This window comes from Acetobacter sp. (assembly GCF_022483985.1).
Lineage (GTDB): Bacteria > Pseudomonadota > Alphaproteobacteria > Acetobacterales > Acetobacteraceae > Acetobacter.
Window position 1 is genome coordinate 1,472,617 of sequence record NZ_JAKVME010000001.1, and the last position, 19,750, is coordinate 1,492,366.

At 58.7% G+C, this 19,750-nt stretch carries 19 protein-coding genes and 1 other RNA gene; 14 read left to right on the top strand and 6 right to left on the bottom strand.

Annotated features, from left to right (window positions below; genetic code table 11):
- Nucleotides 1-170 precede the first annotated feature (170 nt).
- The 5 genes from dxs to hpnK all read left to right on the top strand — a co-directional run bounded on the left by dxs (nucleotide 171) and on the right by hpnK (nucleotide 6,572).
- The gene (gene dxs / locus LKE90_RS06470) at nucleotides 171-2,204 is read left to right on the top strand and encodes a 1-deoxy-D-xylulose-5-phosphate synthase (RefSeq protein WP_291501395.1); all 2,034 of its coding nucleotides are present in this window, start codon (nucleotides 171-173) and stop codon (nucleotides 2,202-2,204) included.
- A 6-nt stretch (nucleotides 2,205-2,210) separates the two neighbouring features.
- Complete coding sequence (locus tag LKE90_RS06475) at nucleotides 2,211-2,843, top strand: ABC transporter substrate-binding protein (protein WP_291494517.1); 633 nt, start codon at nucleotides 2,211-2,213, stop codon at nucleotides 2,841-2,843.
- An 86-nt stretch (nucleotides 2,844-2,929) separates the two neighbouring features.
- Nucleotides 2,930-4,132, top strand: coding sequence for a bacteriohopanetetrol glucosamine biosynthesis glycosyltransferase HpnI (gene hpnI, locus LKE90_RS06480; protein ID WP_291494516.1), 1,203 nt, complete (start codon nucleotides 2,930-2,932; stop codon nucleotides 4,130-4,132).
- Nucleotides 4,133-4,288: 156 nt separating this feature from the next.
- On the top strand, nucleotides 4,289-5,713 hold the full coding sequence (hpnJ, locus tag LKE90_RS06485) for a hopanoid biosynthesis associated radical SAM protein HpnJ (protein ID WP_291494515.1): 1,425 nt from the start codon (nucleotides 4,289-4,291) through the stop codon (nucleotides 5,711-5,713).
- 10 nt (nucleotides 5,714-5,723) lie between these two features.
- Nucleotides 5,724-6,572, top strand: coding sequence for a hopanoid biosynthesis-associated protein HpnK (gene hpnK / locus LKE90_RS06490; RefSeq protein ID WP_291494514.1), 849 nt, complete (start codon nucleotides 5,724-5,726; stop codon nucleotides 6,570-6,572).
- A gap of 22 nt (nucleotides 6,573-6,594) precedes the next feature.
- Here hpnK and LKE90_RS06495 read toward each other — a convergent pair whose 3' ends face one another.
- Entirely contained in the window at nucleotides 6,595-7,692 is a 1,098-nt protein-coding gene (locus LKE90_RS06495; RefSeq protein ID WP_291494513.1) for a cysteine desulfurase family protein, read from the bottom strand.
- A 561-nt stretch (nucleotides 7,693-8,253) separates the two neighbouring features.
- Between LKE90_RS06495 and LKE90_RS06500 the strand changes: the two genes are divergently transcribed.
- Both LKE90_RS06500 and tyrS read left to right on the top strand, forming a co-directional pair.
- Nucleotides 8,254-8,919 (top strand): alpha/beta hydrolase, encoded by a 666-nt coding sequence (locus LKE90_RS06500; RefSeq protein WP_291494511.1) that lies wholly within the window; start codon nucleotides 8,254-8,256, stop codon nucleotides 8,917-8,919.
- A 98-nt stretch (nucleotides 8,920-9,017) separates the two neighbouring features.
- Nucleotides 9,018-10,286, top strand: coding sequence for a tyrosine--tRNA ligase (gene tyrS, locus LKE90_RS06505; protein WP_291494509.1), 1,269 nt, complete (start codon nucleotides 9,018-9,020; stop codon nucleotides 10,284-10,286).
- Nucleotides 10,287-10,363: 77 nt separating this feature from the next.
- Here tyrS and LKE90_RS06510 read toward each other — a convergent pair whose 3' ends face one another.
- On the bottom strand, nucleotides 10,364-10,552 hold the full coding sequence (locus LKE90_RS06510; protein ID WP_291494507.1) for a hypothetical protein: 189 nt from the start codon (nucleotides 10,550-10,552) through the stop codon (nucleotides 10,364-10,366).
- A gap of 279 nt (nucleotides 10,553-10,831) precedes the next feature.
- Here LKE90_RS06510 and LKE90_RS06515 point away from each other — a divergent pair, with 279 nt between their 5' ends.
- The gene (locus LKE90_RS06515) at nucleotides 10,832-11,053 is read left to right on the top strand and encodes a helix-turn-helix domain-containing protein (RefSeq protein ID WP_291494505.1); all 222 of its coding nucleotides are present in this window, start codon (nucleotides 10,832-10,834) and stop codon (nucleotides 11,051-11,053) included.
- A gap of 35 nt (nucleotides 11,054-11,088) precedes the next feature.
- Here LKE90_RS06515 and LKE90_RS06520 read toward each other — a convergent pair whose 3' ends face one another.
- The 4 genes from LKE90_RS06520 to ssrA form a co-directional block, all read right to left on the bottom strand.
- Entirely contained in the window at nucleotides 11,089-11,481 is a 393-nt protein-coding gene (locus LKE90_RS06520) for a VOC family protein (protein WP_291494503.1), read from the bottom strand.
- A 133-nt stretch (nucleotides 11,482-11,614) separates the two neighbouring features.
- Nucleotides 11,615-13,306: a fumarate hydratase gene (locus LKE90_RS06525; RefSeq protein ID WP_291494501.1), complete on the bottom strand. Its 1,692-nt coding sequence runs from the start codon at nucleotides 13,304-13,306 to the stop codon at nucleotides 11,615-11,617.
- A gap of 42 nt (nucleotides 13,307-13,348) precedes the next feature.
- Complete coding sequence (locus LKE90_RS06530) at nucleotides 13,349-13,885, bottom strand: SspB family protein (RefSeq protein WP_291494499.1); 537 nt, start codon at nucleotides 13,883-13,885, stop codon at nucleotides 13,349-13,351.
- A 173-nt stretch (nucleotides 13,886-14,058) separates the two neighbouring features.
- Nucleotides 14,059-14,395, bottom strand: a transfer-messenger RNA (tmRNA) gene (ssrA, locus tag LKE90_RS06535).
- Nucleotides 14,396-14,596: 201 nt separating this feature from the next.
- Between ssrA and LKE90_RS06540 the strand changes: the two genes are divergently transcribed.
- The 6 genes from LKE90_RS06540 to LKE90_RS06565 all read left to right on the top strand — a co-directional run bounded on the left by LKE90_RS06540 (nucleotide 14,597) and on the right by LKE90_RS06565 (nucleotide 19,692).
- Nucleotides 14,597-15,379, top strand: coding sequence for a hypothetical protein (locus LKE90_RS06540; RefSeq protein WP_291494497.1), 783 nt, complete (start codon nucleotides 14,597-14,599; stop codon nucleotides 15,377-15,379).
- A gap of 123 nt (nucleotides 15,380-15,502) precedes the next feature.
- Nucleotides 15,503-16,411 (top strand): FAD-dependent thymidylate synthase, encoded by a 909-nt coding sequence (gene thyX / locus LKE90_RS06545; RefSeq protein WP_291494496.1) that lies wholly within the window; start codon nucleotides 15,503-15,505, stop codon nucleotides 16,409-16,411.
- Complete coding sequence (locus LKE90_RS06550; protein ID WP_291494493.1) at nucleotides 16,404-16,643, top strand: hypothetical protein; 240 nt, start codon at nucleotides 16,404-16,406, stop codon at nucleotides 16,641-16,643. Before thyX ends, LKE90_RS06550 begins: the two co-directional genes overlap by 8 nt.
- Nucleotides 16,644-16,777: 134 nt before the next feature.
- Nucleotides 16,778-17,968 (top strand): MFS transporter, encoded by a 1,191-nt coding sequence (locus tag LKE90_RS06555; protein ID WP_291494491.1) that lies wholly within the window; start codon nucleotides 16,778-16,780, stop codon nucleotides 17,966-17,968.
- 175 nt (nucleotides 17,969-18,143) lie between these two features.
- Complete coding sequence (locus LKE90_RS06560; protein WP_291494490.1) at nucleotides 18,144-19,367, top strand: GTP-binding protein; 1,224 nt, start codon at nucleotides 18,144-18,146, stop codon at nucleotides 19,365-19,367.
- Nucleotides 19,360-19,692, top strand: coding sequence for a DUF6525 family protein (locus tag LKE90_RS06565; protein ID WP_291494488.1), 333 nt, complete (start codon nucleotides 19,360-19,362; stop codon nucleotides 19,690-19,692). Before LKE90_RS06560 ends, LKE90_RS06565 begins: the two co-directional genes overlap by 8 nt.
- The last annotated feature ends 58 nt before the right edge of the window (nucleotides 19,693-19,750 follow it).

Below are 19,750 nucleotides of genomic sequence, written 5' to 3' on the forward strand. Positions count from 1 at the left end.
CCGACGTTTTGTTTGTCTGCAACCACATGGGTCTCATGAGCCCGAACACCTGTCATGTCGCCGGACATCACCCTGTCAGCGGCCATGCGAACACCTTGAAACACAGGCGTTTCAACGACTCACACAGACGAGCCTGTCGGCGATACACAGACGATGGATGTGACTAGATCATGACCCAGAACACACCTCCCTCCCAGCCTTCGTCAGGTGACAGCAAGCCCATCCCCACGCGTGGTCGTTTTCCGCTGCTGGACCGTGTTTCGCAGCCTGTTGACCTGCGGAACCTGTCGATCGACCAGCTCAAGCAGGTCGCGGACGAGCTTCGGTCGGAGACGGTCGAGACGGTGTCCACAACAGGCGGTCACCTCGGCGCATCGCTGGGCGTGGTGGAACTGACGGTCGCCATCCATGCCGTGTTCGACACCCCCGACGACCGGCTGATCTGGGACGTGGGCCATCAGGCCTACCCGCACAAGATCATCACCGGACGCCGCGACCGCATCCGCACCCTGCGCCAGCCGGGCGGCCTGTCGGGCTTCACCCGCCGCTCGGAGAGCGAATACGACCCGTTCGGCGCGGCCCACTCCTCCACCTCCATCTCCGCCGGTCTCGGCATGGCCGTGGCGCACCATCTGCGCGCCGAAGACGACCCGTCCTACCGCGAGCGCAATGTCATCGCCGTGATCGGCGACGGTTCGATCTCCGCCGGCATGGCCTATGAGGCGATGAACAACGCCGCCGTCGCCGGTGAGGGCGCGGAACGGCTGATCGTCATCCTCAACGACAACGAGATGTCCATCGCGCCGCCGGTCGGCTCGATGTCGAACTACCTCTCCCGCCTGATGTCCTCGCGCCAGTTCATGGGCCTGCGCGACCTCGCCGGGAAGTTCGTGAAGAAACTGCCGGACCGTCTGGAACGCACCGCCAAGAAGGCCGAGGAATATGCCCGCGGCATGATCACCGGCGGCACGCTGTTCGAGGAACTCGGCTTCTATTATGTCGGCCCGGTCGACGGGCACGACCTGACCCAGCTCGTGCCGATCCTGCGCAATCTGCGCGACACGGATCAGGGTCCGATCCTGCTGCATGTCATCACCGAGAAGGGCCATGGCTACAAGCCGGCCGAGGCGGCGGGCGACAAGTATCACGCCGTGGCGAAGTTCAACGTCGTCACCGGCGAGCAGAAGAAGGCCCCTCCGGGACCGCCGTCCTGGACCAACATCTTCGCCCGTGAGCTGGTCGATCGCGCCGCCACGGACAGCCGCATCACGGCCATCACCGCCGCGATGCCGTCCGGCACGGGGCTCGACAAGTTCGCGGCGAAGTTCCCCGACCGGTTCTTCGATGTCGGCATCGCCGAGCAGCACGCCGTCACCTTCGCCGCCGGCATGGCGACGGAAGGGCTGCGTCCGTTCTGCGCGATCTACTCCACCTTCCTGCAACGCGCCTACGATCAGGTCATGCATGACGTGGTGCTGCAGAAGCTGCCGGTGCGCTTCGCCATCGACCGCGCCGGTCTGGTCGGCGCTGATGGCGCGACGCATGCAGGCTCGTTCGACATCGCCTATCTGGGCTGCCTGCCGGGCATGACCATCATGGCGCCGTCCGACGAGATCGAGCTTCTGAACATGACGGCCACGGCCTGCGAGTTCGACGAAGGTCCGATCGCGCTGCGGTATCCGCGTGGCAACACCTATGGTCTCGAGCTGCCCGCGAAGGGCGAGATCATCCAGATCGGCAAGGGTCGCATCGTTCGTGAGATGGGCCAGCAGTCCGGGCGCGAGAAGGGCGGCATCGCCATCCTGTCGCTCGGTCCGCGTCTGGAAGAGGCGCTGAAGGCCGCCGACCAGCTCGCCGCGCACGGCCTGCCGCCGACTGTGGCCGACGCCCGCTTCGCCAAGCCGCTGGACACGCAGCTTGTCGAGCAACTCGCCCGCGACCATGCCGTTCTGATCACCATCGAGGAAGGCTCTGTCGGCGGGTTCGGATCGCTGGTCGCCCAGCATCTCTCACAGACCGGCCTGCTCGATCACGTCCGCCTGCGCACCATGACGCTCCCCGATACGTTCATCGACCATGACAGCCAGTTCGAGCAATACAACACGGCACGCCTCAACGCTCCCCATATCGTCCAGACAGCACTCAAGGCGTTGGGGATCGTTGAGCAACAGTCTTCATCTGTGAGAATGGCCTCAGGAGTATAAAAGCAAATGACCAGACTACGGTTCCCGGCCCTGTCAGCCCTTGTCCTTGGCGTTTCTCTTTCCTTCCAGTCTTTCGGTGCGCACGCGCAGGACGCCGCTGCCGTCACCGCGCCGGTTCAGGCTCTCAATCAGGCGCTGGACGCAATCCAGCAACCGAATTCCGGTAGTTTCGCCGCACGGACAAGCAAGCTCGCGCCCGTCGTGGATCAGTCGTACGATCTGGAAAGCGTTCTCCGCTCTTCCATCGGCGCGTCACGCTACGCACAGCTTTCCGCCGATGACAAACAGAAGCTCATGGCCGCGTTCCGCGAATACACGGTTGCCCGCTACCTTTCGAGCTTCAAGCCGGGTTCAGGAGCGAAGTTCATCCTTTCTCCGGAGATCAGTCCGTTTGCCGTCGCTTCCGAGCAGAAGGTGACGACACATATCGGTTCCGATGAAAACCCTCAGGGAACGGAAATCGACTATGTCATGCGTCAGGAAAATGGCAGCTGGAAGATTGTCGATGTATTGCTGGAAGGGCATATCAGCCAGGTGGTTGTCCAGCGCTCCGACTTTGGTCCGACACTGGCGTCCAGTGATGTGAACGGCCTCATCGCCGTTCTGAACAAAAAAGTGAAGACCTTCGCGGAGGACTGATTCCCCATGTTTCGGAGCCTGCCTGTGACCGGTCTTTCTGCCGTTGCATTTGACACGATGCAGATGACCGCTATCCGGCAGCCCTGATGACCCTGCTGCACGATCTCGCCATTCTCTGCGACACAATCGGTGTCGCGGGAACCATTCAGGCCGCGCTCGGCACGGCGCTGGTGATTCGCTTTCGTTCGGATGAGAAGAAAGCGATGCCTGCCCGTGGCCAGCAGCCGCCAGTCACCATCCTGAAGCCCCTGCATGGCGATGAACCACTGCTGGCGGAAGCTCTCGAAAGTTTCTGCACGCAGGACTATCCGTCATTCCAGATTGTTTTCGGGGTTCAGCGCGCCAACGATCCGGCCATCGACATCGTTGAGCATCTTCAGAAGCGTCATCCGCATATTGACATGTGCCTGGTCATCAACGGCACGCAGCACGGTGATAACCGCAAGGTTGGCAATCTCATCAACATGCTGCCGAAAGCCCGGCACGATCTGCTGGTCATTTCCGATTCCGACATCCATGTCAGCCCGGATTACCTGCAACAGGTTGTCAAAGAGCTTGTGCCGCCGGACGCGGGGCCAAACACGGGGCTGGTGACCACAGTTTATGCAGGCCTGCCCGCCAGCCGGAACATCCCGCGCCTGTTCGCAGCCTGCCAGATCAACCACAACTTCCTGCCCGGCGTGCTCCTGTCACGCTATCTTGGCCGGCAGGACTGCCTCGGCGCGACCATGGCCCTCTCCCGCGACACGCTTGAGCAGGTCGGCGGCTTTCAGGCTCTGGTGTCTCATGTCGCCGATGACGCCATTCTCGGACGCCTTGTCCGGACCAATGGGCAAAACATCGCCATCGCCGAAACCATGACATGGACGACGATCGCGGAAACAACGTTCACGGACCTGCTCATCCACGAACTGCGCTGGGGACGGACGGTCCGCGCCCTTGCTCCGGCGGGCTATCTGGCCTCCGCCATCCAGCTTCCCCTGTTCTGGTTATCGTTCGCCGCGCTCCTGCAACCCCACGCGCCCGGTTTCCTGACATTTTTTCTGTGGGGATGGGCCTTTCGCGCGCTCTGCGCGTTTGCGATGGACAGGACCGTCGGGCAGAAATCCCTCGTCCCGCTGCTTCTGCTGCCCTTGCGCGACTGGCTTTCCGCCGCAGTCATGGTCGGCAGCATGACCGGGTCACGGGTCGACTGGCGGGGGCACACCATGCATGTCACGCCCCATCCTGCGGTGACCCCTTCCGTTCCGCCTGTCGGCACCCCACTTTCTCCAAACGACAGTTCCTGAAACTCTCATCGACATGGATCAGAGGATCGAGCCGCCAGCCGCGTCTGGCGCCAGACTACGCATCTTTCTGCAGAGGACACTTGCCATGCGCCCCCGCTGGCGATACCCGTCTGCAACTTTTTGTTTCGGCGAATGCCCAGATCAAGGATTTCGCGCATGTTAAAGACCCTGTTTCTGCAGCCTCCCACTTTCGACGGTTTCGATGGAGGCGCCGGTTCGCGCTATCAGGCCAAGCGCGAGATCAAATCTTTCTGGTATCCGACATGGCTGGCCCAGCCTGCGGCCCTTGTCGAAGGAAGCCGTCTGATCGACGCGCCTCCGGCTGGCATCGGCATGGAGCCGATTCTTGAGGATGTGAAAAACCGCGATCTGGTCATCATCCACACCTCGACCCCCTCCTTCTCGAAGGATGTGGAAGTCGCGCAGATGATCAAGGACGTGAACCCGAACATCAAGATCGGGTTCGTCGGCGCCAAGGTTGCGGTCCAGCCGGAAGAAAGTCTGCTCAAGGCTCCGGTCGTGGATTTCGTCGCCCGCAACGAGTTCGATTTCACGATCAAGGAAATCGCCGAAGGTCGCGAGTTCAAGGATGTTGACGGCATCAGCTATCGCAACAGCGAAGGCGAGATCGTCAACAACCGTGATCGCGCCATGATCGAGAACATGGACAGCCTGCCGTTCGTGACGGAGGTCTACAAGCGCGACCTCAAGATCGAAGACTACTTCATCGGCTATCTGATGCACCCGTATATCTCGATCTATACGGGTCGCGGCTGCAAGTCCCGCTGCACCTTCTGCCTGTGGCCGCAGACGGTCGGTGGTCATCACTACCGCACGCGCAGCCCGCAGCATGTGGCCGCAGAGATCCGTCTGGCGAAGCAGTATTTCCCGCAGGTGAAAGAGTTCTTTTTCGACGACGACACCTTCACCGACGATCTGCCGCGCGCCGAAGCCATTGCGCGTGAACTCGGCAAGCTGGGCGTCACATGGTCCTGCAACGCCAAGGCCAATGTCCCCCGCAAGACACTTGAAATCCTGAAGGACAACGGCCTGCGCCTGCTCCTCGTCGGCTACGAGAGCGGCAACCAGCAGATCCTGCACAACATCAAGAAGGGCATGCGCGTCGAAGTGGCGCGTGAGTTCACCAAGAACTGCCACGAGCTGGGAATCAAGATCCACGGCACCTTCATTCTCGGCCTGCCGGGCGAGACGAAGGAGACCATTCAGGAAACCATCAAGTTCGCCAAGGACATCAATCCGCACACGTTGCAGGTGTCTCTCGCCGCTCCGTATCCGGGCACGGCGCTGCACAAGGAAGCGATCGAGAACGGCTGGTTCGATGAGTCCCATGCTGAGCTGATCGACGAAAACGGCGTGCAGATGGCTCCGCTGCACTATCCTCACCTGTCGCACACGGAAATCTTCAACGGCGTGGAGGAGTTCTACAAGAAGTTCTACTTCCGCGCTCCGAAGATCGCCTCCATTGTCAGCGAGATGGTACGTAGCCCGCAGATGATGAAGCGTCGTCTGCGTGAGGGCGTGGAGTTCTTCCACTTCCTGCGTGACCGTAACGCCGCCTGATCAGACGACCATGCGGCGCGCGATCATTTCCTCCGATGACTTCGGCCTGTCCGTCGAAGTCAACGAAGCGATCGAGATCGCGCACCGCGATGGCGTTCTCTCCACGGCCAGCCTGATGATGGCCGGTCCTGCGGTCGAGGACGCCATCGAACGCGCCAGACGCCTCCCAACCCTGAAAGTCGGGCTGCATCTGGTGGTGATCGAAGGGCCATGCGTCCTTCCCCCTTCCGAAATTCCGTTGCTGGTTTCGCCTGATGGACAGTTTCCGTCCGACCAGTTGAAGCTCGGCATCAACTATTTCTTCCGCCCTGATGTACGGCGTCAGCTTGCGGCCGAGATTGAAGCCCAGTTCGCGGCCTTCGCCCGAACGGGCCTGACACTCGACCACGCCAACGCCCACAAGCACATGCATCTGCATCCGACTGTCGGAAAGCTGATGATCCAGAGCGGCAAGCGGCATGGCCTCCGCGCCGTCAGAGTGCCGCTTGAGCCGTCAGAACCGTTGATGGCCGCTGGCACCTATGTCGATAGTTTCGGCGCAGCGGCTCTGCGCCACTGGACGAAGCTGCTTCGCTGGCAGGCCCGCTCCGCGGGCATGGCGACGAACGACTGGTGCTTCGGCATCGAGTGGAGCGGTCACATGACAGCGGACCGGGTCGCGGCTCTGGCAGCCCATCTGCCCGACGGCGTCTCGGAAATCTATTTTCATCCCGCCACGCACAAGAACGCGCTGCTTCAGAGACTCATGCCCACCTATGAGCATGAAGCCGAACTGGCGGCATTATGCAGCCCCGGCTTTCAGGCCGGACTGGCCGACTCTCGGACTGACCGGATTGGATGGAGCGATCTTTCGCGCTGACTGAGGGGAATTGTCCCAGCCTTCAAACAGCTTTCCGCCGCTCCGCCATCTGTCCGTAAGCGAGGATGAACTCATCCACATGCCGGGCCTCCACGTTCCACGGCAACGAAACACGCAGCGCGTTACCCGCCAGATCATCCAGCCCCATCGCATGCAGCACATGCGAACCCCCGACTTTGCCGGAGGAGCAGGCCGAGCCTGCCGAGACGCAGAATCCGGCGAGATCCAGCGCAATCAGTTGCGCCTCACTGCGAACTCCCGGCAGCACAAGGCAGGATGTGTTCGACAGTCTGGGAGCGTCCGCGCCACAGGCCCGAGCCCCCTGCTGCAAAACCGCGCTCTCAAGCCTGTCACGCAGAGTGCTCAGATCGACGGGATGCGCCAGAGCGGCCTCCAGAGCGGCCATCATGGAGGCAATGGCCGGAAGAGCCTGCGTTCCCCCTCTCCGTCCCCGCTCCTGTCCGCCTCCGGCCTGCATGGGCGGGACGACAACCGGCCCATTTCCGGCCAGCACCAGAGCACCAGCCCCCTTGAGCCCACCGAATTTGTGAGCTGAAAGCGCAACGCTGTCCGCACCCAGTTCAGGAACGCTGACCGGCATACGCCCGACAGCCTGAACCGCATCGACATGCAACATCGCCTGCGCGGCACGACAGAGGCGGCTGACTTCACTGATAGGGTTGATGACGCCGGTCTCATTATTCGCCAGCATGACGCAGACGAGCGTTTCCTGAGAACGGTCTGCAAGCCTTTCTTCAAGAATGGCAAGATCAATCCGGCCATCAGGCAGAACCGGCAGCACCTCCACCCGGTCCATATCATCCGACGCCTTGCGCACGGCGTCATGTTCCGTCGCGCCGACAAGCCGACGACGTCCTTTACCAAGACCTCTCACCGCCAGCGTGTTGGCTTCGGTGCCTCCTGACGTGAAAATACAGTTGTCCGGATGCACATCGAGGAGAGATGAAATGCTGCGTCGGGCATGATCCAGAAGAGTGCGGGCCTGACGTCCTGCGCCGTGAGGTGACGAAGGATTGCCGACAAGGACCATGGCGTCCATGACCGCGTCCCGGGCCTGCGGACGCAACGGTTCTGTCGCGTTGGCATCAAGGTAGATCACGGAAACCGGACTGGTTTTTCGGCCATTTTCAATGACTTTGATCACAAATGTACGATTTATGTGGCAAACTGCGTTCTCAAACCGCTATATGTGGCCCAAGGAACACGATTCGTGGGAAACATTGATCGCGTCCACCAAGTCCGGAGCCTGTTGCAGCAATGCCGCAGTCCGGAGACCATAATGGATGGTCCTGCTGCCAAGTCAACACTGGTTGGCTGGCTGTCCGGCCAGAGAGACCAGAGTGGCCGTTGAACGCCACGAGGGAACAAGGATTGCGGCTGGTGCAAGGCACGGTTTACCCGACTGAAGCAGGTTATACGCACATTTTGACCCGAATAGTGGTAGATTAAGCGTCCCATCATGTCACGCAAGTGAAAACATTATGACGGCTTTCCGGAACAGGTGAATGTCTTCGGAAGGCCGGTATGTGCCTCTGATTTCAGAGGTTTCTGCTTTCGAACCCGGGAGGGAATGCGAGGCATCGCTTCTTTCCGGACAGAGTCCTCTAAACAGGTTTCCAGTCATGCCCAGGGACGGAAACCAGAAAATTGCGGAAACATAATGCCTGAGGTTATGTTCGCCGGCCCTGATGGCCGCCTTGAAGGACGTTACCATCACTCGAGCGAGCCGAATGCGCCGCTCGCCCTTGTGCTCCACCCTCACCCGCTGCACGGCGGGACCATGAACAACCGCATCACCTACGCGATGTATCGTTCATTTGAAAAAATGGGCTTTTCCGTCATGCGCTACAATTCGCGTGGCGTTGGCCGTTCGCAGGGACGTTATGACGGCGGTATCGGCGAAATCTCCGATGCCGCAGCAGCCCTCGACTGGATGCAGGCCGTCAATCCGAACGCCGGTGCGCTGTGGATCGCGGGCTATTCCTTCGGCGCGTTCGTCGGCATGCAGTTGCTGATGCGTCGCCCGGAAGTCACCGGCTGGATCAGCGTCGCTCCTCCCGCCGCGCATTACGATTTCGGCTTCCTCGCCCCCTGCCCCTGCGGCGGCCTGATGATTGCCGGTGGCAAGGATGATCTGGCTCCCGAGCCCGCCATCCACAAGCTGGTGGACAAGCTGAACACGCAGAAGAACGTACAGGTCGATTACCGCATCTTCCCGGAAGCCGACCACATCTTCGCCAAGCAGGCCGATCAGGTGGTCGATGCGCTTGAAGACCATGTCGGCACGGTCATGGCGCGTCGCAGTCTGGCTCTCGCCGCAGACTGACAGAACTTTCGCAGGACAGTTGCCCGCAAGACTGTCCTGCGGTTCCGTCCGCCGGTCCCTCGTGGTAAAGCAACGCCGCGAGACGAACAGGACCGGTGATGACAGAGCAGACCTCTCCCACAGATTTCCGTAGCCCTTTCATGCGCGAAGCTCAGGCTCGCGGCTTTCTCTTCCAGTGTACGGATGCGGAAGCGCTTGATGCAGCCATGCTCGCCGGACCTGTCACGGGCTATATCGGCTTTGACCCGACCGCAGACAGCCTGCATGTCGGTCATGCCACTCAGATCATGATGCTACGGCTGCTTCAGAAACACGGGCATCGTCCCGTCGCCCTTCTGGGCGGCGGCACAGCGAAGATCGGCGATCCATCTTTCCGTGAGGAAGCCCGTTCGTTGATGTCGGACGAGACCATCGCAAAAAACATCGCCGGGATCGAAGGCGGTCTGCGCCAGATGATGACATTCGGCACAGGTCCATCCGATGCGGTTCTGGCCAATAACGCCGACTGGCTGGACAAGCTGTCCTACATCGAGCTTCTGCGTGAAGTGGGTGTGCATTTCTCGGTCAACAGGATGCTGTCCTTTGACTCCGTCCGTTCGCGTCTTGAGCGGGAACAGGGGCTGACCTTCCTCGAATTCAATTACTCCATCCTTCAGTCCTTCGATTTCCGTGAACTGAACCGCCGTTACGGCGTGACGCTCCAGATGGGCGGCTCGGATCAGTGGGGCAATATTGTCTCGGGTATCGACCTTGTCCGGCGTACGGACAGCAAGCAGGTGTTCGGCCTGACCGCTCCACTGCTGACCACGGCTTCCGGCGCCAAGATGGGCAAGAGCGCCAAAGGGGCTGTCTGGCTTTCCGCTGCAAAGCTGCCGGTGTTCGAATACTGGCAGTTCTGGCGCAATACTGAGGACGCCGATGTCGGGCGTTTTCTCAAGCTGTTCACGGACCTGCCGGTTGAAGAATGCGATCGTCTCGGCGCTCTTGAGGGCGCCAGCATCAACGAGGCCAAGAAAATTCTGGCTACCGAAGCAACGGCTCTGTGTCACGGGCGAACCGCCGCAGAAGAGGCCGAGGAAACGGCCCGCAAAGTGTTTGAAGCGGGAACTACGGCCACAGCCTTGCCCACACGCACTCTACCGCGCGCTGAGCTTGAAGCAGGGATGCCTGCGTTCCGTATCTTCACGGAAGCCGGCCTTGCCACCAGCAATGGCGAGGCACGCCGTCTGATCCGCGGTGGTGGCGCACGCGTGAACGATGTGCAGGTCAAGGACGAGGGCCAGATCGTCTCACTGGCAGACGCTGAAGACGGTTCGATCAAGCTTTCGTCAGGGAAGAAGCATCACATTCTTGTGCAGCCCGTGTAATTGTTACGCAGTTTTTTTACCGTTAATGGTTTACTGACTCCAGAAATAGAAAAATATTTCTGGGGTTACGGTAAAAATCACGCAGTATCCTGCAATTCAGAAACAATAGAATCATCAGATAAATAATTTATCATACGAAGAGCGATATCTGTATTTCCATCGTAAGACTGATAAATTGCATTAATACATGCTATTGCAATTCTATGATCGCCTTTTTTATAGGCTTCATCCGCGAAAACAATCAGGCATCTTGTAAAATAATTCAAGATAGCAGCCTTCAAAATTCGGTTGAGACAACTAAGCATCAGCTGTGTCGTTAACAGCTCTTTCGCCTCGAAAAACTATATAACATTTCGCACGATTCGGCATTAAAATCGTTAAAATACCGTTAATTTTTTGGTTTTATTTTAAAGACAAAGTAAAAATGCTTTCCGGAACATAGATTTATAAAGACGATATTTTTATGTATCCATATCGGAAAATATGAGATTTACTTATCGTTTGAGTTTTTTCAACAGATTAGAGAATACAGTGGAAAAAAATGGATGCAGAACGAGTTAACAGTAATTATCGGCACTACCATGGAAAAAATACGTCAGGAGCGTAGCCTGACGCTTGAGCAGCTTTCTGCGCTTTCAGGTATAGATCAAGATCGCCTGACAGTTTTCGAAAACTGTCAGGCGAGACCAGATGCCGAAGAACTTCTGGACATTTGCAAGGCGCTGCAAATAAGTATTTCAGAGCTTCTGGATGTAAAGTCCAACTAGAACCCTACAAAAAACAGAAATACAAACGGCGCGACCTATCCCTGATAGGAAGCAATTTCGATCAGGTTCTGATCCGGGTCATGACAGTAGACCGACGTCACAGGACCAAGCGCTCCGAGACGGGCGACAGGCCCCTCGACAACCTTCACACCACAGCCGCTGAGATGCTCGATCACATCCTCACTGGCGACCGCTGTTATAAAGCAGAGGTCATTGGTGCCGCAGGAAGCGAACTGCGCGGTTTCCCACCCCTCCATGCCTTCCGGACGCAGATTGATCTTCTGGCCGCCGAACTTCAGCGCCGTTCGGTTGTGACGGCCGTATTCCTCACGTTCCATGCCGAGAACACGCTGATACCAGGATGCCGAGACCTCGATATCACGGACGGTGAGAACAACGTGGTCCAGTCGATCAACGGTGAAGCGCATGAGACAATGCCTTACTCTGAAGCGTATCCGCCCTGCGACGCCGAGGACATGGCATCACTTTCATAATGCCTATTGAACGGCGTTGCCGGAGGAAAGCAAGCCCTCCCCCGGTACAGAGCGGATTATCGGCAGATCAGGTCAGACCAGCGTAGAAATCATCACCCTTGTCATCAATGACGATGAAGGCCGGGAAGTTCTCGACTTCGATCTTCCAGACCGCTTCCATGCCAAGCTCCGGATACTCCAGCACCTCGACCTTGCGGATGCAGTCCTTGGCCAGACGCGCCGCCGGACCACCGACCGAACCGAGATAGAAGCCGCCATAGGTCTGGCAGGCATCCTTCACGGCCTTGGAGCGGTTACCTTTGGCCAGCATCACATAGGAACCGCCAGCTTTCTGAAGATCAGCGACATAGGAGTCCATACGACCAGCCGTCGTCGGACCGAAGGAGCCTGTCGGCATTCCCGCCGGCGTCTTGGCCGGACCGGCGTAATAGACGGGGTGATCCTTGAGATACTGCGGCAGCCCCTCGCCTTTCTCCAGACGCTCCTTGAATTTGGCGTGGGCGATATCACGCGCCACAACCACCGTGCCGGTCAGGGAGAGACGTGTCTTGACGGGATATTTCGACAGTTCCTTGCGTATCTCATCCATTGGACGGTTGAGGTCGATCTGAACGGCCTCTCCACCCAGATGTTCGTCGGTCGTTTCGGGCAGGAAACGGGCAGGATCGTGCTCAAGCTGCTCAAGGAACACGCCTTCCGCCGTGATCTTCGCCTTGGCCTGACGATCCGCCGAGCAGGAGACGCCGATACCGACCGGGAAGGACGCGCCATGACGCGGCAGACGCACCACGCGCACGTCGTGGCAGAAATACTTGCCACCGAACTGCGCGCCGATACCGAGCTTCTGCGTCAGTTTCAGGACTTCGGCTTCCATCTCCCTGTCACGGAACGCCTGTCCGTTCTCGTTGCCCGTTTCAGGAAGCGAGTCGTAATAGTGCGTGGAGGCCATCTTGACGGTCTTGAGCGTCTGTTCGGCGGACATACCACCCAGCACGATGGCAAGGTGATACGGCGGGCAGGCCGACGTGCCCAGCGTACGGAGCTTGGTCTCCAGCCACTTCAGCAACGTCTCCTTGTTGAAGATCAGCGCCCGGGTTTCCTGAAACAGGAACGTCTTGTTGGCGGAGCCGCCACCTTTGGCGACGAACAGGAGATCATAGTCCTCGGGGTGATAATCCCCCGGATTGGCGGCGACATCGACCTGCACAGGCAGGTTGGTGCCGGTGTTCTTCTCCTCGAAGATCGTCAGCGGCGCCATCTGCGAGTAGCGCAGGGCCGTGGTCGTGTAAGTCTTGTAGACGCCGCGTGCGAAAGCCTCGTCATCGTTGCCTTCAACCCAGACACGCTGACCTTTCTTGCCGACGACGATGGCCGTGCCGGTATCCTGACACATCGGCAGGGCGCCACCGGCCGCGATGCAGGCGTTCTTCAGCAGATCGAGTGCTACGAACCGGTCATTGTCGGACGCTTCCGTATCCTTGAGGATGTTGGCGAGCGACTGAAGATGAGAAGGTCGCAGCAGGTGGGCGATATCGTTGAACGCCTCCGCCGCCAGCGCGGACAGAGCTTCCGGTTCGACATGCAGGATGGTCCTGTCACCGACCTTCGATGTGCTGACCCCGCCGATATCGAGTTTGCGGTAGGGGGTTTCATCCTTGCCCAGCTGAAACAGCGGCGCGTAGGCAAAATCCTTGATCGCGGGCGTCTTGGACGCGGCCTTCTGCGCCTGAGCGTTCGGCGCGGTGGTGTCAGCAGTCATCGTCTCAGTCTCCGATCGGGCGTCCGGCTGGGTCTTGCGGCATCAGCTCGGCTTCGGGCCCTTTTTACGAAAGGCATCGAGACTCACGACAGCGGCGTCCCCTTTCTGGGCCAGATCTTCCGGCGCGACCTCAGGGACAGTCTCCGCATCCGCCACTTCGGCTTCACGCGATTCTTTTTCCACAGGGTTAAAACGCATTGAGAGCTGGATATGCGGGTCCGCGAAACCGGTTATGGCCGTCACCGGAATCGTGAGTATCGAGCCGACTCCTCCGAAGGACAGTCCGACCGAGACACAGCGCTGTTCACGGTCCACCTTCAGATCCCAGAACTGATGCTGCAACACGATCGTCATCTCATGCGGATACTGGGCGCGCAGACGCGATGGAATATCCACGCCCGGCCAGTCGGTCCGGAAAGACAGATAGAAATGATGGCCGCCCGCAAGCCCTTCCCGGCTCACATGTTCGAGCGCACGCAGCATGACTTCGCGGTAGGCGTCTTCCATCCAGACGTCATAAGGCAACATGCTCTCCGGCAGATCGCCGCCCGGTCCACCACCGTCGAGAATGTCTGTCATGGAAAAATCCCCTGTCTTCTGCCCGCTCTGTCATTCCGGGACCACCTGACGCGTCTGCACGCGACATACTATCTCAGGGCATGGATGCGGCAAAGATTGCCGGAAGGCAAGACGCGGCGAACCCTCCGTTGTAACGGAGAGGTGAAGCCTTCAGACAGACATGATCTGTGAGGTGGGAGGGCTTCTGTTGCCCGGTGCCCTCCCGAACCGCGCTTATCGCTTATGCAGCGACAGCGAGCACCTCTGAGTTATCGTTGGCACTTGTAAGTTAGCCCGATGACGGCGGTACAATGCCGGGCAAAAGGAAAGTCTTTACCACGCGTGTCGAGCCTGTTTCGTCCCCACAATCCCGGACTGGCCCAAAACCAGTCGGGAGTTTTCATGGTGGAGACGCCGGGTACCGCCCCCGGGTCCACAACGCTTATTTCAAATTCCGTTTATCGCCATAGCCAAGGGTCGAACCCTCCTGCACCGGCGAAGATAGGGGCATGTCTCTCCTTCCGCAAGGTCTTTCCATTCTTCGGATGAAGAACGCCCCCGCACGGTAAATCTCTTCAAAAAATATAAACTCATTCCGCCGATGATCGATCAATGTCGGAATTGAACAACGGAGAACCTGCGGCCGAGATGCCATCCGTCTGGATCATCCCTCCTGAGCTCGACTGTCCAGTCCCGCGCACTATCATCGGACGATACCCCAAAGATCCGACTATGCGTCTGGCTGGTATCGCTCTGATTCTGACAATCTTCCCTGTAATCGGAATCGCATTTCTCGCCGTATATCTCTCGCTCCATCACTGGAAAACACAGGAGCAAGTTACGAACGCCATTATTGAACAGGCGCTTCCCGTCGAGGAACACGACGCGAACAACAGGAAACGCAGTCATTGGATCTGTGTATTAAATTATTCCTTCACCACGCTGAACGGAGCAACGTTTCACGGAGAAGGCAGGACGCAGCTTATCAATGGCTGCCAGGAAGAAATCGGCAAAATTATCAGCATTCGCTACCGTCTGAAGAACCCTGAACAGAACATTCAGTCCTCTTCCCTTGCCGCATCAGGGCAACAACTGACTTTTATGGCTTTTTTCGTCACAATCCTTGCCGGCTTTACTATTCTCCGCTCCGCAGGTCCCTACTGGTGGCTTCTTTGGAAAGAGAGACGACTTCTCATGCGGGGCGTGCCAACAGCTGGTACGATCAGCGAATCCTGTCTTTTACGACGCAGAGGCTTACCTTATCTGAAAATCTGGTGCCGCTATTCCCGGCAGGATGGGTGTACCCGAACGATCCAACGCACATTTTCATTATTTGGCCAGACCGATCAGGGTACCCGTATCCTGCAAAAACTTCAGACCAACACGACGGTTCTTTATGACCCAGCAAACCCTTGGTCGGCAGCGCTTTACCCTTTGGAGATTTTCAAAATTCAGGAGATCGCCCTACCACATCAAACACCGATGCCAGCAAAAGAGGGTAATTCCGGTCCCTGATCGAAAGAAACCATTTCCCTGCCCTCTCTCCCTATAATCCCCGCCGTGTGCTAGGGCCGTTCCTCAACGGCTGCGGGCCTCGCAGCCACCCGTTTCAGACCCCAGACACAAGGCCGGATGACCATGCCCCTGACCGACGCCCAGCGTACCGAAATCGAAGAGCATGGCCAGACGACAGCCACGACCAAGCGCCCGACCGTGCCCGCGCTGGAAGATATTCTCTTCAAGGCCCACCCGGTTCTGGACCACGGTTTCGTGCGTGTGATCGACTATATGGGCGACGATGCCGCCATCGTGCAGGCCGCCCGCGTGTCTTACGGCCGCGGCACCCGCAAGGTCTCGGAAGACACCGGCCTGATCCGCTATCTGATGCGCCATCGTCATTCGACGCCGTTCGAGATGTGCGAGATCAAATTCCACATCAAGCTTCCGATCTTCATCGCCCGGCAGTGGATTCGCCATCGCACGGCCAACGTGAACGAGTATTCGGCGCGTTATTCGATTATGGACAGGGAGTTCTATCTCCCCTCACCCGAGCATATGGCCGCCCAGAGCGCCAGCAACCGGCAGGGACGCGGTGATGTGCTGGATGCCGAGACCGCCGCGAAGGTGATGAACCTGCTGCGTGATGACGCAATCCGCTGCTACGACACTTATGAAAACCTGCTCGACACAGATAATGGCCCCGGTCTGGCGCGTGAACTCGCGCGGATGAACCTGACGCTGAACACCTACACCCAGTGGTACTGGAAGGTGGACCTGCACAACCTGATGCACTTCCTCTCCCTGCGTATCGACCCGCATGCGCAGTATGAAATCCGCGCCTACGCCGAAGTCATGCTGTCCATGCTGGAAGCATGGGTGCCGATCGCAGCTTCCGCGTTCAGCGAATATCGCGTCGGTGCGGTGACGTTCTCCGCCACCATGGTCGCCCTGCTGCGCAAGATGCTGGCGGGTGAAACGGTGACACAGGAAAATTCCGGCCTGTCACGGCGCGAATGGGATGAATTCCAGAAGGTGCTGCATGGCTGAGGACGATACGCTTTTCCCATCTTCCTCCGGGCAGGCTCCGGAAAAGCGTCCAGTCCGCAAGGCCCCGACCTTTACACCGTTTGTCGTCGCAGCGATCTTCCTCGTGAGTATCTGGGGAGTCCTGACATTCGTCTTTCCCGACAGATCGGCAGATCCTTCCGCATCAACAATCATGAAGAACACGCTGCGGCAGCTTTCTCCGGCCGATATGACAACCGGATCACATCGGTAAAAGCCCGCTCAGAGTAGCTTTGCTGATGCAGTCCGGATCTCATCATAAAATATAAACATTGTTCCTGTTTCTGAGTTATGGCTGGAAACGGTCCTGCGCGGGCAGGACATGCCGTTGTTTGCTTCAGGGACACCATGCTCTTCAAATCGCTTTCCGGTTCGACAATAGTCGGTCTGTGCGCGCTCTTCGCATGCACGTTTACCGCCCTGACCAGTGAAGTCGCACCCGTCGGCCTGCTGGTGGATATGGCACAGGCTTTCCATATTCAGGAAGGTCAGGCTGGGCTGGCGGTCAGCGCCTTCGCTCTCATGGTGGCTTTCGGCGCCGTGCCGCTGACCATCGTCACGGGCAAAATGGACCGCAAGATGCTGGTGCTGGTGTCTCTCGCCGGATACATCGTGTCCAATCTCGTCGTCGCGCTGGCGCCCAGCTTTCTTGTCCTTTGCCTTGGGCGCATGATCGGAGGGCTTGCCCACGCGGTGCTGATGTCCGTCGTCGCAGCCTACGCAGCGCGGCTTGTTCCGCCAGCCATGACCGGACGCGCCATCTCCTTCGTCTATGGCGGCACCTCTCTGGGTGCGATCCTCGGCGTGCCGGGATCAGCCGCGATCGGACATTTCGCGAACTGGCGCATCGCCATGTTCATCATGACGGGACTGGCTGTCCTGCTTCTGATCTTCATCACGCTCAAACTGCCGCCTGTGCCCGCTCCCTCCTCTTCCGCACCCGGCGGCGTGCCGACCATCCGCTCCCGCGAGGCGATCCGGAGCTTCGGCCTCGTGGTGCTCGTGGACGTGGTCTTCTTCCTTGCCCACAACCTGCTCTACACCTACGTAACACCGCTCCTCCTTCAGCACGGCGTTACGGAAAATGATCTCAGCATCGTTCTCCTCATCACCGGCAGCCTGAGCATTGTCGGGCTATGGATGGCGAGCCTGATGGTGGATCACTGTCCCGCTATAGGGCTGCTTTGCGCGGGCATTCTGATGCTGCTTGGCATGGGGCTGATGGCCGGCCATATCCTGACCGGATGGGAGTGCATCGTCGCCATCACCATCTGGTGCATCGGCTTTTCAGCCATCGTACCTTTCGTGATGTCGGGCGCCATTCGCGCCAACGCAACGCAGGCAGACGTTGCCGGAGCCGCCATCAATAGCGCCAGCAATGTGGGCATTCTGCTGGGATCAGCAGCAGGTGGCCAGATTCTGTCCTTCTCCGGCTTCGGCGTGCTGACCTCGGTATCACTCTCCATCGTCGTGCTCGGCATCGGGATCGGTCTCGCAAGCCCGAAAGCTTTTCCCTGGAAATTGACGCATAGCCACTGATCAGGAAGACCCATCTGACTTTGAACCCGGACAGTCAGCTTCGGGTTCAGAGAGGTCTTTCAGACAACGAGCGTCTGTCGCCACTCTTCCGTCATGCAATCATTGGTCACGTATTGTTATGTTATAACATAACATATAATAGTCATTAGATCGCAACCGAAGGGATGAGGCCGTCATGAGCGAAAGACTTCCTGTAACCGTTCTTTCCGGCTTTCTTGGAGCGGGCAAAACGACGCTTCTCAACCATGTGCTGAACAACCGCGAAGGCCGGAAGGTCGCGGTGATCGTCAACGACATGAGCGACGTGAACATCGATGCCGATCTGGTGCGGGGTGGCAGCGACCTTTCCCGCACGAACGAGACGCTGGTCGAGATGAGCAACGGCTGCATCTGCTGCACGCTGCGTGACGATCTACTTCAGGCAGTCCGGCGGCTCGCAGAGGAAGGCCGTTTCGATTACCTGCTGATTGAATCGACCGGCATTGCGGAGCCTCTCCCCGTCGCGGCCACCTTCGAATTTCGTGACGAAGCCGGAGAAAGTCTCTCCGACATTGCCCGGCTGGATACAATGGTGACAGTCGTGGATGCCGTGAACCTGCTGAAAGATTACAGCTCAACGGACTTCCTGCATGACCGGGGCGAAACCGCAGGTGAAGGTGACGAACGCGCACTCGTCGATCTGCTGGTCGAACAGATCGAGTTCGCCGATGTCGTGGTCCTGAACAAGGTTTCAAGCGCCACGCCGGAGCAGCGGGATGCAGCATGGAAGATCATTCAGGCGCTCAACGCCGACGCCGATATCGTCGAGGCGGATCACGGCGTCGTCCCCTGCGCGCAGATTCTGGACACTCACCGGTTCGATTACGACAAGGCCCACAAGCATCCACTCTGGTACAAGGAACTGTTCGAATTTCAGAACCATGTACCGGAAACCGAGGAATACGGAATCCGCAGTTTTGTCTGGCGGGCTCGCCGCCCGCTGGCGCCGGAGCGGTTCAAGTCCTTCATCGACAGCATATGGCCGGGCGTCATCCGGGCCAAAGGTCATTTCTGGCTGGCAACACGGTCCGAGTGGGTCGGAGAACTGGGACAGGCGGGCGCGCTGGTCCGCACGCAGGCGCTTGGACGCTGGTGGACCACCATCCCAAAAGAACACTGGCCTGACAGTGATGAATGGCGAGACCTGATTTTTTCGAAATGGGACCCAGTTTACGGAGATCGACGACAGGAAATCGTCTTTATCGGCACAGCGGAGATGGACGAGGCCGCCATCAGCGCCGCCCTGAACGCCTGCCTTGTGCCTGACCTGAAAGAAGACCGTTTCGATCCGTTGCTCTTCGCGCATCTGCCTGACCCTTTCCCGGTCTGGGGGCAGCAGGAGACACTGGAAGGTGCCTGAAAACACCATCAGCAACGAACGGACCCTCCGCCACGAGATGTGGCGTCGTTATGATGGGGATGACTGGGTGGCGTTCGATGCGTTACCCGCCAGTATCCGCAGGCGCGTGACGGAACATGCCTATGACGCATGGTCGGTCAACGTGATGATCCTCTGGCGACACTACAAGGGTATTTACGGCCGGACGGCACGGGCGGAACGCGCGCTGCTCCGCTATCTCGATTACTGCGAACGGCTGGAACGCGAGGCCTTCGCCACACGCTATGGCGAGATATATGGCATGACGCTGCCTCATGATGCGGCGTCCGTTTCTGTTCTACGGTAAACCGAAGCGAAGATTCAGAACGGTTTTGTAAGCACACAGAGGAGAACAGATTTTCAGG

Coding starts and splice junctions, on each gene's coding strand:
- dxs (WP_291501395.1), top strand. CDS start 171: ATGACCCAGAACACACCTCCCTCCCAGCCTTCGTCAGGTGACAGCAAG.
- LKE90_RS06475 (WP_291494517.1), top strand. CDS start 2,211: ATGACCAGACTACGGTTCCCGGCCCTGTCAGCCCTTGTCCTTGGCGTT.
- hpnI (WP_291494516.1), top strand. CDS start 2,930: ATGACCCTGCTGCACGATCTCGCCATTCTCTGCGACACAATCGGTGTC.
- hpnJ (WP_291494515.1), top strand. CDS start 4,289: ATGTTAAAGACCCTGTTTCTGCAGCCTCCCACTTTCGACGGTTTCGAT.
- hpnK (WP_291494514.1), top strand. CDS start 5,724: ATGCGGCGCGCGATCATTTCCTCCGATGACTTCGGCCTGTCCGTCGAA.
- LKE90_RS06500 (WP_291494511.1), top strand. CDS start 8,254: ATGCCTGAGGTTATGTTCGCCGGCCCTGATGGCCGCCTTGAAGGACGT.
- tyrS (WP_291494509.1), top strand. CDS start 9,018: ATGACAGAGCAGACCTCTCCCACAGATTTCCGTAGCCCTTTCATGCGC.
- LKE90_RS06515 (WP_291494505.1), top strand. CDS start 10,832: ATGCAGAACGAGTTAACAGTAATTATCGGCACTACCATGGAAAAAATA.
- LKE90_RS06520 (WP_291494503.1), bottom strand. CDS start 11,481: ATGCGCTTCACCGTTGATCGACTGGACCACGTTGTTCTCACCGTCCGT.
- LKE90_RS06525 (WP_291494501.1), bottom strand. CDS start 13,306: ATGACTGCTGACACCACCGCGCCGAACGCTCAGGCGCAGAAGGCCGCG.
- LKE90_RS06530 (WP_291494499.1), bottom strand. CDS start 13,885: ATGACAGACATTCTCGACGGTGGTGGACCGGGCGGCGATCTGCCGGAG.
- LKE90_RS06540 (WP_291494497.1), top strand. CDS start 14,597: ATGCGTCTGGCTGGTATCGCTCTGATTCTGACAATCTTCCCTGTAATC.
- thyX (WP_291494496.1), top strand. CDS start 15,503: ATGCCCCTGACCGACGCCCAGCGTACCGAAATCGAAGAGCATGGCCAG.
- LKE90_RS06550 (WP_291494493.1), top strand. CDS start 16,404: ATGGCTGAGGACGATACGCTTTTCCCATCTTCCTCCGGGCAGGCTCCG.
- LKE90_RS06555 (WP_291494491.1), top strand. CDS start 16,778: ATGCTCTTCAAATCGCTTTCCGGTTCGACAATAGTCGGTCTGTGCGCG.
- LKE90_RS06560 (WP_291494490.1), top strand. CDS start 18,144: ATGAGCGAAAGACTTCCTGTAACCGTTCTTTCCGGCTTTCTTGGAGCG.